Source organism: Pontivivens nitratireducens (assembly GCF_014235845.1).
GTDB lineage: Bacteria > Pseudomonadota > Alphaproteobacteria > Rhodobacterales > Rhodobacteraceae > Pontivivens > Pontivivens nitratireducens.
In genome coordinates, this window is sequence record NZ_JACJUQ010000012.1 from 1 (window position 1) to 15,085 (window position 15,085).

Annotated in this window: 14 protein-coding genes; 5 read left to right on the forward strand and 9 right to left on the reverse strand. The window is 62.3% G+C overall.

All coding sequences use genetic code 11. From position 1 onward, the window contains the following. Positions 1 to 73: 73 nt before the first annotated feature. A complete protein-coding gene (locus H1S03_RS13030; protein WP_185804848.1) occupies positions 74 to 805 on the reverse strand; it encodes an RNA methyltransferase in 732 nt (243 codons plus the stop codon). A gap of 151 nt (positions 806 to 956) precedes the next feature. On the opposite strand from H1S03_RS13030, the gene H1S03_RS13035 reads away from it, so the two are divergent. Both H1S03_RS13035 and H1S03_RS13040 read left to right on the forward strand, forming a co-directional pair. Further along, positions 957 to 2,168, forward strand: coding sequence for an NADP-dependent isocitrate dehydrogenase (locus tag H1S03_RS13035; RefSeq protein WP_185804849.1), 1,212 nt, complete (start codon positions 957 to 959; stop codon positions 2,166 to 2,168). A gap of 77 nt (positions 2,169 to 2,245) precedes the next feature. Continuing rightward, entirely contained in the window at positions 2,246 to 2,779 is a 534-nt protein-coding gene (locus H1S03_RS13040; RefSeq protein WP_185804850.1) for a DUF2799 domain-containing protein, read from the forward strand. A gap of 5 nt (positions 2,780 to 2,784) precedes the next feature. Here H1S03_RS13040 and H1S03_RS13045 read toward each other — a convergent pair whose 3' ends face one another. Beyond that, entirely contained in the window at positions 2,785 to 2,991 is a 207-nt protein-coding gene (locus tag H1S03_RS13045) for a DUF6356 family protein (RefSeq protein ID WP_185804851.1), read from the reverse strand. A gap of 116 nt (positions 2,992 to 3,107) precedes the next feature. Here H1S03_RS13045 and H1S03_RS13050 point away from each other — a divergent pair, with 116 nt between their 5' ends. Further along, a complete protein-coding gene (locus H1S03_RS13050; protein ID WP_185804852.1) occupies positions 3,108 to 3,569 on the forward strand; it encodes an Lrp/AsnC family transcriptional regulator in 462 nt (153 codons plus the stop codon). Between the two features lie 60 nt (positions 3,570 to 3,629). Here H1S03_RS13050 and H1S03_RS13055 read toward each other — a convergent pair whose 3' ends face one another. The 3 genes from H1S03_RS13055 to recA form a co-directional block, all read right to left on the reverse strand. Beyond that, the gene (locus H1S03_RS13055) at positions 3,630 to 3,914 is read right to left on the reverse strand and encodes a DUF1330 domain-containing protein (RefSeq protein WP_185804853.1); all 285 of its coding nucleotides are present in this window, start codon (positions 3,912 to 3,914) and stop codon (positions 3,630 to 3,632) included. Further along, positions 3,911 to 6,565, reverse strand: coding sequence for an alanine--tRNA ligase (alaS, locus tag H1S03_RS13060; protein ID WP_185804854.1), 2,655 nt, complete (start codon positions 6,563 to 6,565; stop codon positions 3,911 to 3,913). The genes H1S03_RS13055 and alaS overlap by 4 nt, the downstream gene beginning before the upstream one ends. Positions 6,566 to 6,711: 146 nt before the next feature. Continuing rightward, entirely contained in the window at positions 6,712 to 7,782 is a 1,071-nt protein-coding gene (gene recA / locus H1S03_RS13065) for a recombinase RecA (RefSeq protein ID WP_166191213.1), read from the reverse strand. A 196-nt stretch (positions 7,783 to 7,978) separates the two neighbouring features. Between recA and H1S03_RS13070 the strand changes: the two genes are divergently transcribed. Next, a complete protein-coding gene (locus H1S03_RS13070; protein WP_185804855.1) occupies positions 7,979 to 8,599 on the forward strand; it encodes a gamma-glutamyl kinase in 621 nt (206 codons plus the stop codon). Here H1S03_RS13070 and H1S03_RS13075 read toward each other — a convergent pair. The 3 genes from H1S03_RS13075 to H1S03_RS13085 form a co-directional block, all read right to left on the reverse strand. Next, entirely contained in the window at positions 8,545 to 10,803 is a 2,259-nt protein-coding gene (locus tag H1S03_RS13075; RefSeq protein WP_185804856.1) for an ATP-binding protein, read from the reverse strand. The two genes, H1S03_RS13070 and H1S03_RS13075, sit on opposite strands and share 55 nt — an antisense overlap. Positions 10,804 to 10,881: 78 nt before the next feature. Next, positions 10,882 to 12,033: an RsmB/NOP family class I SAM-dependent RNA methyltransferase gene (locus tag H1S03_RS13080; RefSeq protein WP_185804857.1), complete on the reverse strand. Its 1,152-nt coding sequence runs from the start codon at positions 12,031 to 12,033 to the stop codon at positions 10,882 to 10,884. Position 12,034: 1 nt separating this feature from the next. Continuing rightward, positions 12,035 to 12,460, reverse strand: coding sequence for an MAPEG family protein (locus tag H1S03_RS13085; protein WP_185804858.1), 426 nt, complete (start codon positions 12,458 to 12,460; stop codon positions 12,035 to 12,037). A gap of 115 nt (positions 12,461 to 12,575) precedes the next feature. Here H1S03_RS13085 and H1S03_RS13090 point away from each other — a divergent pair, with 115 nt between their 5' ends. Continuing rightward, the gene (locus H1S03_RS13090; protein ID WP_185804859.1) at positions 12,576 to 13,448 is read left to right on the forward strand and encodes a lytic transglycosylase domain-containing protein; all 873 of its coding nucleotides are present in this window, start codon (positions 12,576 to 12,578) and stop codon (positions 13,446 to 13,448) included. Here the strand turns inward: H1S03_RS13090 and guaB are convergent, their stop codons facing one another. Continuing rightward, positions 13,449 to 14,900, reverse strand: a complete 1,452-nt coding sequence (gene guaB / locus H1S03_RS13095; protein ID WP_185804860.1) for an IMP dehydrogenase — start codon at positions 14,898 to 14,900, stop codon at positions 13,449 to 13,451. Between the last annotated feature and the right edge of the window lie 185 nt (positions 14,901 to 15,085).

Sequence of the window (15,085 nt, forward strand, 5' to 3'; positions counted from 1 at the left end):
TCACAACCTCCTCTGTCGGAGATACTGAATCACGCGACGAACGAATGGGGAAGCCTGATTATGGGGACAGGCCCTAGTCCTTCGGCGTCCTCTCCGCCAGATGCCGGACCACGCCGTGCAGGGTTCGCGTATCGGTTTCGGTCAACGGCAGGCGGTGGAACATGTTGCGCAGGCTCGCCTGCATCGAGGCGGCCTTGTGTTCCGGCCAGAAGAAGCGGCGGGCATCCAGAGCCTTGACCAGCCGGTCCAGCAGGTGCTCAACCTCCCCGCCTTCGGCCAGTCTGGCGCCGGCGAGCTCCAGCACTTCCGGTGGAATCTCCGCATCCTGACGCCGCCATTCATAAGCCGTCAGCAATACGCATTGCGCCAGATTGAGCGACGCGAAGTCCGGGTTCACGGGTACGGTAATCAATGCATCGGCGCGAATGACGTCCTCATTCTCCAACCCGGCGCGTTCCGGCCCGAACATCACGCCGACCTTCAGCCCCTGCGCGGACAGCGCGCGGGCGTGCTGCATCGCACGTTCCGGCGTCATCACGGGTTTGGTCAGGTCACGGCTGCGGGCAGTGGTGGCGAACACGTAATTGAGATCGGCGCAAACCTGTCCCAGCGTATCGCGCACCATCGCAGTGTCGAGCACACGCCCCGCCCCCGAGGCCAGCGCCACCGCACGTTCATTCGGCCATCCGTCGCGCGGATCGACGATGCGCATGTGGTCCAGCCCGAAATTGAGCATCGCCCGCGCCGCCGCGCCAATATTCTCGCCCATTTGCGGGCGCACGAGGATGATCGCAGGACTGTTCATCGAAACTCCTTCCGAGGTGTCGGGCGCGGGTGTAGCCCGAGACGTGCTCCGACGCAAATCACCAATTGCATACCTTGGCATACCGACCCTTTCCATCCAGGCCCCTCTGCGCTATGTCTGCGGCAAGCGTAACCCTGATGCGGAGACCCCCATGAAGATCAAAGTCGCAAACCCGGTCGTCGAACTGGACGGTGATGAGATGACCCGGATCATCTGGCAGTTCATCAAGGACAAGCTGATCCTGCCCTATCTGGACATCGACCTGAAATATTACGATCTGGGGATCGAGGAGCGCGACCGCACGGACGATCAGATCACCGTGGACGCGGCAGAAGCGATCAAGACACACGGGGTCGGCGTGAAATGCGCCACCATCACACCGGATGAGGACCGCGTGAAGGAATTCGGGTTGAAGCGGATGTACCGCTCACCCAACGGCACGATCCGCAACATCCTGGGCGGCGTGATCTTTCGTGAGCCGATCATCTGCGAAAACGTGCCGCGGCTGGTCCCCGGCTGGACCCAGCCCATCGTCGTGGGCCGTCATGCTTATGGCGATCAATACCGCGCCACCGATTTCCGCTTTCCAGGCAAGGGCAAGCTGACCATCAAGTTCGTGGGTGAGGACGGTGAGGAGATCGAACGCGAGGTGTTCGACGCGCCATCGTCGGGCGTCACGATGGCGATGTACAACCTTGACGATTCGATCCGCGATTTCGCCCGCGCCTCGATGAATTATGGCCTGAACCGTGGCTGGCCGGTCTACCTGTCCACCAAGAACACGATTCTCAAGGCCTATGACGGTCAGTTCAAGGATCTCTTTCAGGAGGTCTACGAGACCGAATTCGCAGACAAGTTCAAGGAAGCCGGCATCACCTACGAACATCGCCTGATCGACGACATGGTGGCCTGTGCGATGAAATGGTCCGGCGGCTATGTCTGGGCGTGCAAGAACTACGATGGCGACGTGCAGTCCGATACCGTTGCCCAGGGCTTTGGCTCGCTGGGCTTGATGACCTCGCAGCTTATGACCCCGGATGGCCGGATCGTCGAGGCGGAGGCCGCGCACGGCACTGTCACGCGGCATTATCGGCAGCATCAGGCCGGCAAGGAAACCTCAACCAATTCCATCGCCTCAATCTACGCCTGGACGGGCGGGCTGAAGCATCGGGCCAAGCTGGACGACAATGCAGAACTGGCCAATTTCGCAGAAACGCTGGAGAAAGTCGTCGTCGATACGGTCGAAAGCGGCTTCATGACCAAGGATCTGGCGCTGCTGGTCGGACCGGATCAGAAATGGCTGACCACGATGGGCTTCCTAGAAAAGGTGGACCAGAATTTGAACGCCGCATTGACGGCATAGCCGCACCCACATGATTGCGATAAAAGGCCCGCACCTGCGGGCCTTTTCTTTTTGCCGCAAAGTGTGATGATGGCCGCATGCGTATTCTGATCTCCCTCGCCCTTCTCCTCACCCTAGGCTCCTGCGCGACGCTGAGCGAGGCGGAATGCCGTGCCGGCGAATGGGGCCTCGTCGGCTATGAGGACGGTGCGCAGGGGCGATTGCCCGAGTTCATTGCGCAGCATAGGGAGGCCTGCGCCGAATACGGCATCGCACCCGACCTGGACCAGTACTTGGCTGGCCGCGAACGCGGCTTGGTGCAATACTGCACGCCCCAACGCGCATATGATCTGGGCCGTCAGAACCGGCCCGTCGCAAATGTCTGTCCAGCCGCGATGTCTTCACAACTCGACCGCGCCAATTTCCGGGGCCGCACGTATCGACATATCAGCGATGAGATTGCGGAATTGCAACGCGACATCAACGACTACCAAAGGCAACGATCAAATTTGGACGGAACCGCATCCGGCTCCGATGTCATCGCCCGATCCTTGAACGGGTCGGTTAGCGCCGCGCGGTTTCGCATCCTGCAACTGCGCGCACGCCGGGCGCAATATGCCACCTGGCGCTGAGCCGTTCAGCGCCCGCGATTGACGATCTTTCCATGCAATTTCAAAACGATGTTTCCGGCCGTATTCTCGAACAAGGCAGGGATCAGCGCATGGACCAGCGCCGCGCAGCCTGCCAGCAACAACGCGCCCGCAAAGCTCATTGCGAAGGCAAAATGCTCGAAATAGGATTCATCCACCTTGCGCGGATGGTCGAGGAATACGCGAGTGATCATGTGGACCTCCTGTCTATCTGTCCTGATACCGTTCATCCTATCGTGACGCGGGCGAACGCGATCCCAAAGGAAGGCCGAAGTTCCGCCTCGCATGGGACAATGTTTCGACGTAAGATATGAATATGCAACTTGATCCCATAGACCGCCGCATCCTACGACTTCTGCAACGTGATGCGAGCGTTTCACATGACGATCTGGGGGCGCAGGTGGGCCTGAGCCGAAATGCCTGCTGGCGTCGGGTTCGCGCGTTGGAGCAAGCCGGATTCATCAAAAAGCGCGTGGTGCTGATCGACCCCGATCAGGTCGGTCTCGGTCTCACCGTGTTCCTGATGATCCGAACCGATCGGCACGGGCCGGACTGGCTCGACCAGTTTGCGAAGGCAACGCGGGACATTCCCGAAATCCTGGGGGCTTACCGCATGACAGGAGATCTGGACTACCTGGTCCGCGTTCGTGTCGCGGATGTCGCCGCCTACGATACGTTCTATCAAAAGCTGATCCGCAGGGTCGAGATGGCCGACTGCTCGGCCAGTTTCGTGATGGAGGAGCTGAAGGAAACGACCGAACTGCCCCTGTAGCAGGCGATTTCGCGCCGTGGCGCGGATTAATCTTCGCCTGACAAAAACGGCAGCCTCCCCTCAGACACCCTCCACAATCACCAGATCGCGCTTTGAGGCCGCCATGGCGATGGGCAGTATTTCGGCATATTCCTCGGACGCATAGAACCGTTCCGCGGCGGCACGATCCGGGAAGCGGATAACGACATGCCGCTCGGGGCCTGTACCCTCCATCTGCGTCATGGCACCGGCCTTCACCAAAAACTCACCGCCGAATTTTTCAGCTATAGCAACGGTTTGGGAGGCATAGTTGGCATAGGCCTCTGCATCTGTCACCTCGATCCGTGCCAGGACATAGGCACTCATGCGCCCAGCACCTTCGCCGCGGCGGATATAGCCTCGTCCGCCTTTGACGGGTCCGTGCCACCGGCCTGCGCCATGTCGGGGCGCCCGCCACCGCCCTTACCGCCGAGCACTGCCGCCGCCGCCTTGACGATATTCACGGCGCTGATCCGGTCGGTCAAATCCGCTGTGACGCCAGCGGCGACGGCAGCCTTGCCACCCGTGTCCGCGATCAGCAGAACCACGCCCGATCCCAGTTTCGCCTTTTGCTCATCAATCAGCCCGCGCAGATCCTTGGCCGAGACGCCGGTGAGCGCCTGACCCAGAAACTTGATCCCGTCGATTTCCTGCACGTCGGAGGCACCTGCGCCACCGCCGCCCATGGCGACCTGTTTGCGCAAATCCGCGATCTCGCGCTGCAAGTCGCGCCGTTCGTCCAGCAGCGCCTGCACCCGTTCGACCACCTCACCGCGCGGTGCCTTCATCCGCCCGGCGATCTCCGCGACGGTCCGGTCCTGATCGGCGAGGTAAGCCCGCGCCGCCTCACCCGTCAAAGCCTCGATCCGCCGCACGCCGGAGGAAGACGCGCTTTCGCCCAGCAAGACGAACAGACCGATATCGCCGGTCTGGCGCACATGCGTGCCGCCGCACAGCTCAATGGAATAGGTCGTCTTGTCCGTGCCCTTGCCCGTATCGGCCTGGCCCATGGAGACGACGCGCACTTCATCGCCATATTTCTCACCGAACAGGGCCTGTGCGCCCAGATCGCGGGCGTCGTCGGGGGACATAATGCGGGTCGTCACCGGCGTGTTCTGGCGAACGAAGTCGTTCACCTCACGCTCAACCTCGGCGATTTCGGCAGTGTCCATCGCCCTGCCATGGCTGAAATCGAAGCGGAGCCGATCCGCAGCGTTCAAGGATCCTCGCTGGGAGACGTGATCGCCCAGATGGTTGCGCAGCGCCTCATGCAACAGATGCGTGGCGGAATGGTTCGCGCGGATATTCGTGCGGCGATCGTGATCCACCACCAGTTCCGCCGCGTCGCCCGGCGCAATTTTCCCCTCGGTCACTGTGCCGATATGGACGAAAACGCCGTTTTTCTTTTTCGTGTCGGTGATCTCGACCGTGCCGCTCTCGCTCCGCAAGGTGCCCGCATCGCCGACCTGACCGCCGCTTTCCGCGTAGAATGGCGTCTGGTTGACGACGATCTGCACCGCCTCGCCCTGGTTTGCGCTCTCGACCGGGGTGCCGTCACGAACGATGGCCAGAACCTTGCCCTCCGCCGTTTCGGTGTCATAGCCCAGAAACTCGGTTGATCCGTGCTTGTCGGCCAGATCGAACCAGACAGATTCGTCCGCTGCCTCACCGGAGCCGGACCACGCGGCACGGGCCTTGGCCTTTTGCTCCGCCATGGCGCTGTCGAACCCGGCGATGTCCACGGCGCGACCCTTTTCACGCAGAGCGTCCTGCGTCAGATCGAGCGGGAAACCATAGGTGTCGTAGAGCTTGAACGCCGTCTCACCGGGCAGAGTCGCGCCGTCCTGCAACCGATCCAGCTCATCGTCGAGCAGCCGCAATCCGCGCTCCAAGGTTGAGCGGAACCGGGTTTCCTCGGTCTGCAACGTCTCGGTTATCAGCGCCTGAGCGCGGCCAAGCTCGGGGAAATGCCCGCCCATCTGGCGCACCAGCGCGGGCACCAGCCTGTGCATCAGCGGATCCTCGGTGCCCAGCAAATGCGCATGACGCATCGCGCGACGCATGATCCGGCGCAACACATAGCCACGCCCCTCGTTCGAGGGCATGACCCCGTCGGCGATCAGAAACGAGGTTGAGCGCAGGTGATCGGCGATCACCCGGTGGTGAATGTTTTGCGGCCCGTCGGCATCGACATTGGATGCATTCGCCGAGGCTTCGATCAGGTCGCGCATCAGGTCGGTGTCGTAATTGTCATGCTTGCCCTGCAACAGGGCGCCAATCCGCTCCAGCCCCATCCCGGTATCGACCGAAGGCTTTGGCAACGGCTTCGTAGTCCCGTCGGCCATCGCCTCGAATTGCATGAAGACGAGGTTCCAGATTTCGATGAATCGGTCGCCGTCTTCCTCGGCACTGCCGGGAGGGCCACCCCAGATATGATCGCCGTGATCGTAGAAAATCTCCGTGCACGGGCCATTCGGGCCGGTGTCGCCCATGCGCCACCAGTTGTCGTCATTGTCGATGCGGATGATGCGATCGTCCGACAGGCCTGCAACCTTGCGCCACAGGACCGCAGCTTCCTCATCGGACTTGTGGACCGTGACCAGCAGGCGTGAGGCGTCGAGCGCGAATTCTTTTGTCACCAGCTCCCATGCGAAGGCGATGGCCTGTTCCTTGAAATAATCGCCGAATGAGAAGTTGCCCAACATTTCGAAAAACGTGTGGTGTCGGGCGGTGTAGCCGACATTGTCCAGATCGTTGTGCTTGCCTCCGGCGCGGACGCATTTCTGCGAGGTCACGGCGCGGGAGTAATCACGCTTCTCGACGCCGGTAAAGACGTTCTTGAACTGGACCATACCGGCATTGGTGAACAGCAATGTCGGGTCATTGCGCGGAACCAGCGGCGAGCTGTCCACCGCCTGATGGCCCTGCCCGGCGAAATAGTCGATGAAGGTGGAGCGGATATCGTTCAGGCTGGCCATTTGGAGCGGTCTCTCTCGCGGATATTGCGGTGCCTGACAGCAATATCCGCGCCTCCGGGCGGTGTCCACCGATGCTCCGCGAATATCGAGGCCACCCATCGCCGGTCGCCCGGCATGGGGCGACCTTCAGATCGTTTCAAACCGGATCAGTCGTCGACCACGTCACCGTCATCCCCGCCGGGGGGCATGTCGAATTCGAGACCGTGCGCCGCGCGAATCTTGTCTTCGATAGACAGGGCTACGGACCGGTTTTCGCGCAGGTAGTTCTTCGCGTTCTCACGACCCTGCCCGATCCGCTCATCACCATAGCTGAACCATGAGCCGGACTTGTCCACCACCCCGGCCTTGACGCCCAGATCGAGCAATTCACCGTTCTTGGAGATGCCTTCGCCATACATGATATCGAATTCCACCTGCTTGAACGGCGGCGCGACCTTGTTCTTGACGATCTTCACGCGGGTCTGATTGCCCACGACCTCATCCCGGTCCTTGATCGCGCCGATCCGGCGAATGTCGAGGCGGACGGAGGAGTAGAATTTCAACGCGTTGCCACCCGTCGTCGTTTCGGGCGATCCGAACATGACGCCGATCTTCATGCGGATCTGGTTGATGAAGATCACCATGCATTTGGAGCGGGAAATGGAGCCGGTCAGCTTGCGCATCGCCTGGCTCATCAAGCGGGCATGCACGCCGACGGAACTGTCGCCCATGTCGCCCTCAAGCTCGGATCTTGGCGTCAATGCCGCAACCGAATCGACCACGACGACCGAAACCGCGCCCGAGCGCACCAGCGTATCGGTGATTTCCAGCGCCTGTTCACCGGCATCAGGCTGTGAAATCAGCAACTCATCAACATCGACGCCCAGCTTGCGCGCATAGGACGGGTCGAGCGCGTGTTCCGCATCGACAAAGGCACAGACGCCGCCGCGCTTTTGCTGTTCGGCCAGCACATGCAGCGCCAGCGTCGTCTTGCCCGAGGATTCCGGGCCATAGATTTCGATGATCCGCCCCTTGGGCAGGCCGCCGATCCCCAGTGCGATGTCCAGACCGAGCGACCCTGTCGGAATCGCCTCGATATCCATCACGGCCTCACGCGCGCCCAGCTTCATGATAGAGCCTTTGCCAAAGCTCCGCTCAATCTGCGCGAGCGCTGATTCCAGCGCCTTCTGCTTATCCATTTCGCGTCTTTCGTCCAGTTTCAGAACAGCATCAGCCATGCTCGATCCCTCTTTCATGTCACGTTTGCCCCGGCCCGGCAATCGAAGCGGCGGCGTGGGTGATGTTCACCTCTTGTTCATCATGTAGCACCAGAACATAACCCGAACAAGGGGGAGTGGTATTGCAGACAGATTGATGGCATCAGGGTAAATAAAAGGTAAAGATGTGAAGGCATCAGCAAAAACGGGGGGTTACATGCTGGTATCAATGAAGGCGGGCATTGCGTATCTCGCCATGCCCAAGACAGGCTCGACCGCGATCGAAACTGCGCTCGCACCTGAGTGTGATATCGTGATGTCGGGGCATCCAAACCTCAAGCACATGCGATTGCGCAGATTCGAGCGCCAGATCCGACCGATCCTGCCCCCGGGCGATGTCGCCACGCTGGCAGTGATCCGGGAGCCGCTGCAATGGCTCGGCAGTTGGTATCGCTATCGCGCACGCCCGCAGTTGCAGGGGCAGCGCAATTCAACCTCGGATCTCAGCTTCGACGCCTTTGTGGAGGCCTGGTTGCAGGACGATCCACCAAGCTATGCCCGCGTCGGACGACCGGCCGAGTTTCTGGAGCCACCGCATTCCTCACCGGGGATCGACCATCTGTTCCGCTACGACGCATTCGACGCGCTGGCGGAATTTCTCTCACAGCGGTTCGGGCGGCCCCTCGCGTTTGAAACCTTCAACGTTTCACCTGCGATGGAACTGGCGCTGTCGCCCGCGCTCCGCCGCGAAACGATCGACAGGATGGCGGTGGAATACACGCTTTACGAGGGTGCGCTCTGCCGTTCACGCGACGCATCCATCGACCGTTTGACCTGAAGCGACAGGTCGTTGAGCGAGAACGGCTTTGCCAGAAACGCACTGTGGGCGGGCCTGACATGCTGCTCGGTAAAGATATCCTCGGCATAGCCCGATACGAAGATCACCTCCACATCGGGGTAGTCCTTCTGCGCCTGACGGACCCATGAGGGACCGTCCAGTCCCGGCATGATGACATCGGAAATGAAAACGTCCACCTTGGGCCGTTCGCTCAGGACCTCCAGCGCCTCCTCACCCGATGCGGCCTCGATCACGGTGTAGCCCCGCAATTGCAACGCCCGCACGGCAAAGGCGCGGACAGGTGCTTCATCCTCGACCAGCAGGACTGTGCCACTGCCCAGCAGATCGACTTCTGGCTCCCCCGCAGACTCGGATACGGGCGGCAGGGAGGCTACGCCGGTGCCGTGGATATGGCGCGGAATGAGGATCGAGAAGGTCGTCCCCTCACCCATGACAGAATCGACGAACAGGAACCCCCCGGTCTGTTTGACAATGCCATAGGCGGTGGACAGGCCCAGCCCGGTACCCTCCCCCACACGCTTGGTGGTGAAGAACGGATCGAAGATCTTGTCTATCTCACGCTCGGGTATGCCAGTGCCGGTGTCGGTTACATCGACGACGACCCATTCACCGGGCGGCACGATCGCCCGGTTGCGGTGCAGTTCCTCTGCCAGCGTTTCCACCCGTGCGCGGACATAGACGGTACCGCCATCCTTCATCGCATCGCGGGCGTTCACAACCAGGTTCATCACCACCTGCTCCACTTGACGCAGGTCCGCCCGGATTTCGGGCAGGTCCTCGGCGAAGTCCATTCGCAGGTTGACCTTTTCGCCGATCAGTCGGTTGAGCAGATGCGACAGATCGCCCAGCACATCGCCCAGATTGATGATTTTCGGCTGCAAGGTCTGCTTGCGGGAGAAGGCGAGCAACTGGCTGACCAGAGCTGCGGCCCGGTTCGCGTTCTGCTGGATCTGCATCAGGTCCAGATAGTCGCGATCGCCCGGACCGTTGCGCAGCAGAAGCAGATCGCAATGGCCGGACAGGGCTGTCAGCAGATTATTGAAATCATGCGCGACGCCCCCCGCCAACTGCCCGACCGCCTGCATCTTCTGGCTTTGCACGAATTGCGCTTCCAGCTTTTTCAGCTCAGTCGCGTCGCTCATCACCATCAGGATCGAGGATTGCCCCTCGATCACCATGGGCGACAGCGATACTTGCAGGAACCTCTCCACATCGCCGTCGTGCAGGCGGGCGACCTCGGGCCGGGCGTAGCGTCCACGTTCGGCAACATCGCGAATGCGCGCGGACATGGGCTGCGCCAATCCCTCCATCAAGTTCGAGACGTTTGCCCCCGGTGTCAGTGCATCACCGACCAGGGATGTTGCGGCACGGTTGGCGATGATGACCGTGCCGTCCGTATCCAGCCGCGCCAGAGAGATCGGCAACTGCATCAGGAACTGATCCGGATTCGAGGCGGCCGTCTCATCCTTGCCCAGCGGCACCAGGTAGAGCGACTGCATCTCCCCCTCCACGACCAGAAAGGCCCGCAGCAGCACCGTCGGATTGACGCGGAGCCTGTGGATCTTGCCGTGGGAAAGAGGAAGGTCCAGCAGCACGTCGTCGATATTGGTGATGTCCCCGCAGCGATTTCGCATCCAGCCGTTCATAGCAATTACCTTGCCATCCCCGGCGTAGAGCAGCAGATGACCGAAGGGGGCGTCCTCCATCGTGATGGCGGTGGAATGGCTCTCGACCTGTTCGACGGGCGGCAATACCTGCCAGATAACGTTGCGGCCCGACCTTTGAGCGTGAACGATACGATGCGATCCATCCTGCTGCCGGACCGGGCGCGCAACCTCGCCCGTGTTCAGCACCGATTGCATCATTCGGTAGAACTGCGCGTCGGGATCGGGTTCGTGCGCGAACAGCATTTGAGCAACCGTCAGGCTGCCACCGCCATGCAGATTGCCATCGTCATCAGCGATCAGCGCGTTACGGCTGGGCCTGAAATAAAGCGGAACCACGATCACCAGCGCCGCGACACATAGGCAAAGCCCCACCGCCAGCGCGATGCGCGCGGTCTGCCCGGAACTGAACTCCAAGATTAGCAGCGCCACGGTGAATGCACTCAGGGCACCGATGGCCGAGGCCGCCAGATCGGGGATCCTCATACGCAGGGTCTGTTCGTGCGGGCGATCGGTCACAGGCTTCTCCATCCTCCGTCCGAACCCGAGATCGGTTTAAGAGTTGGGGGTTAACGAGGCGTTAACATTGCAAACGGATCACGTCCGCTCAAGCCATGCCGCGAAAAAACCGTCCCCGCCATCCAGCGGGCTGAGCGAGAGCGTGCGGCACAGCCGCCAGTTCCCGGTGCGGCTCACGAAGTCAGCCACGGCATCCTCATTTTCCGCGGACAACATGGAACAGGTCGCATAGACCAGCCGTCCGCCCGGTGCGACGAGGGGGGCGCAGACATCCAGAACCTGCGCCTGCGCCGTGCGCAGCGCCGCCAGCATCTCGGCGGTCAGCCGGATCCGCCCCTCCGGATCGCGCCGCCACGATCCGCTGCCGGAACAGGGCGCATCCGCGAAGACCAGATCCCAGTGCCGCCCTTGCAACGCAGAGGTCCCCAGCGGGGTCAGCGCGGCCCCCGCCCGGCGGGCCCGCTCGGGCAGATCGCGCATCCGCTCCGGCGCGATATCGTGCACCTCCACCGGTCCGTTCGACAGCGCGGCGAGGGACAGCGCCTTGCCCCCCGCGCCGGTGCAATAATCCAGAATCCGTTCGCCGGGACGCGGCTCCGCAAAGGCGACTGCTGCCTGACTGGAGGCATCCTGCAATTCCACCAACCCATCAAGATAGGCCCGCGACCGCGCCAGCCGCCGATCGCCTGCGGGGGCACGCAGGGCCGTCTTGCAAAGCGGGACCTGTTCCACCGTGATTCCGTCCGCCGCCAGCGCCGCCTCAGCCTCTGCCACAGAGCTACGCAGCAGATTTACCCGCAGATCCAGCGGTGCACGCCCCCGCATGGCCTGCACGAGATCCGGAAAATCACCACCGAACCGTTGGCGCAGGTCGCCCTCGACCAGGGATGGCAGGTCCGTGGGGAGTTCCCCCTGAAACTGCACCGTTTCCTCCGCGCTTAGTTCATCCGGCGCGTGACCTGTACCGGTAAAGATCGACGCGGGATCGACGCCGGTCAGCCGAAGAAGGCCAAGAACCCGCAAGCGCCCGCTATCGCCGCCACCGACCGCCGCGCTGGACCACCAATGTCGCAGGACATCGTGCACGATATCCCCGATCGCGCGCCGGTCGCCGGAGCCTGCGAACCGGTTCGCCCGCCCCCAGTCGCGCAGCGCAACCGACGCACGGGTGCCTGTCCGTATCCGGTCCACGACCTGCATCGCTGCGGCATATCGCGCGGCGGGAACCATGTCAGCCGACCACCAGCGCCACGCCGAGCGACAGCCACATCAGCGCCAGTGCACCCAGTCCGGCGGCAAATATCTTGAACCGGGTGGGCAGGTGGTTGCTGCCGACATGGATCATTCGGTGGGCGAGCCGCGATACGAAATACAGCGCCGCCCCGATGCCCACACCCCAGTTCACCGCCCCCAGCGCCGCCGCCAGCGCGACACCGCTATAAAGGAGGATCGGCGTTTCGAACTGATTGTGCGCATTGTTTTGCCAGGCCCGTACATCCGACGCGAAATTCATCGGATTCAGCGCAATATCGCTGAAATCCGTCTCTCGTGACTTTAACGAGTTCAACCGTTTGCGCCCCATGCTCAGAATGGCCCAGAAGGTCAGGGCGACCTGTCCGAACACGGCGAGGAGGGCGAGGGTCATTGCTGGGGTCATGGGTCGTTCCTGTGTCACATCGGGGGCGCACAATGCTGCCGCGCGTATATGATGGCAAGGACGCCCTTGCGGCAAGATGGCTTGGCGTGGGGGTGATCCGTTCTAAGTGCGTTCCATGTTCCGCTTTGCCCTGATCCTCATCCCGCTCGTCATGCTGGCTGGTGCCGTGTCCGCCGAGGTGCAGACACGCAAGCCCGGTGTGCGCGAATGTTCGCCCGATCTGTCGATCTGCATCGCGCCGGACCGATACCTTTCCGACACCTGCTTCGCGATGAGCGAGGCCGCGCGGCAAGCTGGACTGAACCGTGACTTTTTCACCCGGCTGATCTGGAGGGAAAGCCGCTTTGACCCCAATGCCCTCAGCCCGGCTGGCGCGCGTGGCATCGCCCAGTTCATCGACGGCACCGCAGCCCTGCGCGATCTGGCCGATCCCTACAATCCGGCCGAAGCGTTGCAGACCTCCGCCTGGTATCTGGCGGAATTGCGGGACCGGTTCGGCTCGCTCGGGCTGGCGGCGGTGGCATATAATGCGGGGGAACGGCGTGCGGCGGAGTTTCTGGACGGCAATCCCTTCCTGCCCTACGAAACGCGCGCCTATGTTTCCGCCATCACCGGCTTGGACGCTGAAAGCTGGCGCGCCGATCCGCCCGACCAAATCGACCTCACCCTGGATCCAGCGCGCGACTTCTTTGCCGCGTGCGAGGCGCTGGACGTGCCGGAATTCGACGACAGCCCGGCCATGCAGGCCTGGGGCGTGATGGTCGCGGCCCCCCGCACCGACGCGGCGGCCCGACGGATCGCGGGGTCGCTGCAACGACGCTACAGCGTGCTGGCCTCCGAAACGATGACGGTCACCCGACGCCAGGCACCCGGCCTGCCCGGTCGGCGCTATGTCGCACAGGTGACCCGCCCGGATCGGCCCTCCGCAATCACATTGTGCGACCGGCTGACCGCCAGTGGCGGATCGTGCCGGGTGATCCGCAACTGATCAACCGTTCAAGCGGTAATTCGGGCTTTCGCGGGTGATCTGGACGTCATGCACATGGCTTTCGCCCAGTCCGGCATTGGTGATCTGCACGAACTGACAGTTGGAGCGCATCTGCTCAACCGTGCGATTGCCGGTATAGCCCATTGCGGCCCGCAATCCGCCCACCAATTGATGCAGCACAGTTCCTGCCGCACCCTTGTAGGGCACCTGCCCTTCGATCCCCTCGGGCACCAGCTTGTCCGAACTGACCTCTTTCTGAAAATACCGGTCGGCCGATCCGCGCGCCATTGCGCCGACGGAGCCCATGCCGCGATAGGCCTTGAACGACCGCCCCTGATAGAGGATCACCTCGCCCGGCGCCTCATCCGTACCGGCCAGCATTGAGCCGACCATGGCGCAGGATGCCCCCGCCGCGATCGCCTTGGCGAAATCGCCGGAGAACTTGATGCCGCCATCCGCGATGATCGGAACCTTGCCCGCGGCCTTGGTGCAGTCGGAAATTGCGGTCAGCTGCGGCACGCCGACACCCGCGACGATGCGGGTGGTGCAGATCGAGCCCGGCCCGATGCCGACCTTGACCGCGTCCGCGCCCGAGTCGATCAGGGCTTTGGTGGCCTCTGCCGTAACGACGTTGCCCGCCACGACCTGTACATCGGCGTTCAGTCGCTTGACCCGCTGAACTGCCTCCAGCACGGCGGCGGAATGTCCGTGCGCCGTGTCGATGACGATCAGGTCACAGCCCGCGTCGATCAACGCTCCCGAGCGCTCGAATCCGGTATCGCCAACGGTCGAGGCCGCAGCGACGCGCAAACGTCCCAACTCATCCTTGCAGGCCTGAGGGTTCAGCACCGCCTGCTCGATATCCTTGATGGTCAGCAGACCGGTCAACTCATTCCGCTCATTGACGATCAGAACCTTTTCGATCCGCCGATCCCGCATCAGCGACTTGGCCTGCTCACGATCCGCAGGTTCACGCAGGACGGCCAGGTTGTCGCGCGTCATCAACTCGCGCACCGGCGTGGTCTCGTCATCGCAAAAGTGCATATCGCGATTGGTCAGGATGCCCGCCAGCGTGCCGTCCGGGTTTTTCACCGGGAAGCCTGTGATACGATAGCGTTCCTGAAGCGCGCGCGCCTCACGCAGGGTCATGTCCGGCGTCAGGGTCTTGGGGTTGTAGACGATGCCGCTCTCGAACCGCTTGACCGCACGAACCTGCCGGGCCTGTTCGTCAACGTCCAGATTTCGGTGCAAGACCCCGATGCCGCCGACCTGTGCCATGGCGATGGCCATCTTGCGCTCGGTCACGGTGTCCATGGCGCTGGACAACAGCGGTATGTTCATCGCGATGCGTTGCGTGACGAATGTCTGAGTCTCGGCGTCGGAGGGCTGAACCTCGGATGCGGCGGGCACCAGAAGAACGTCGTCGAAAGTATATGCGGGGCGGATGTCCATCGAAAACTCCTGCGCGATAGGCGGGTGGCGTTTCCTCAGGCTCTATTCCACGCTGCGCTGCAAAAGAAAAGACCCCTCGCACGGCCCATTGTATCGACACATGCAGGAAAGCCCCTGCCGTCGCCTGACGATCTGCCGGAATCCTGTGTATTCCGCACAGACCACCCGGTCGCGGCGGTTCCGTA

Coding starts and splice junctions, on each gene's coding strand:
- H1S03_RS13080 (WP_185804857.1), bottom strand. CDS start 12,033: ATGGTTCCCGCCGCGCGATATGCCGCAGCGATGCAGGTCGTGGACCGG.
- H1S03_RS13030 (WP_185804848.1), bottom strand. CDS start 805: ATGAACAGTCCTGCGATCATCCTCGTGCGCCCGCAAATGGGCGAGAAT.
- H1S03_RS13050 (WP_185804852.1), top strand. CDS start 3,108: ATGAATATGCAACTTGATCCCATAGACCGCCGCATCCTACGACTTCTG.
- H1S03_RS13045 (WP_185804851.1), bottom strand. CDS start 2,991: ATGATCACTCGCGTATTCCTCGACCATCCGCGCAAGGTGGATGAATCC.
- alaS (WP_185804854.1), bottom strand. CDS start 6,565: ATGGCCAGCCTGAACGATATCCGCTCCACCTTCATCGACTATTTCGCC.
- H1S03_RS13055 (WP_185804853.1), bottom strand. CDS start 3,914: ATGAGTGCCTATGTCCTGGCACGGATCGAGGTGACAGATGCAGAGGCC.
- H1S03_RS13085 (WP_185804858.1), bottom strand. CDS start 12,460: ATGACCCCAGCAATGACCCTCGCCCTCCTCGCCGTGTTCGGACAGGTC.
- H1S03_RS13040 (WP_185804850.1), top strand. CDS start 2,246: ATGCGTATTCTGATCTCCCTCGCCCTTCTCCTCACCCTAGGCTCCTGC.
- recA (WP_166191213.1), bottom strand. CDS start 7,782: ATGGCTGATGCTGTTCTGAAACTGGACGAAAGACGCGAAATGGATAAG.
- H1S03_RS13090 (WP_185804859.1), top strand. CDS start 12,576: ATGTTCCGCTTTGCCCTGATCCTCATCCCGCTCGTCATGCTGGCTGGT.
- H1S03_RS13070 (WP_185804855.1), top strand. CDS start 7,979: ATGCTGGTATCAATGAAGGCGGGCATTGCGTATCTCGCCATGCCCAAG.
- guaB (WP_185804860.1), bottom strand. CDS start 14,900: ATGGACATCCGCCCCGCATATACTTTCGACGACGTTCTTCTGGTGCCC.
- H1S03_RS13035 (WP_185804849.1), top strand. CDS start 957: ATGAAGATCAAAGTCGCAAACCCGGTCGTCGAACTGGACGGTGATGAG.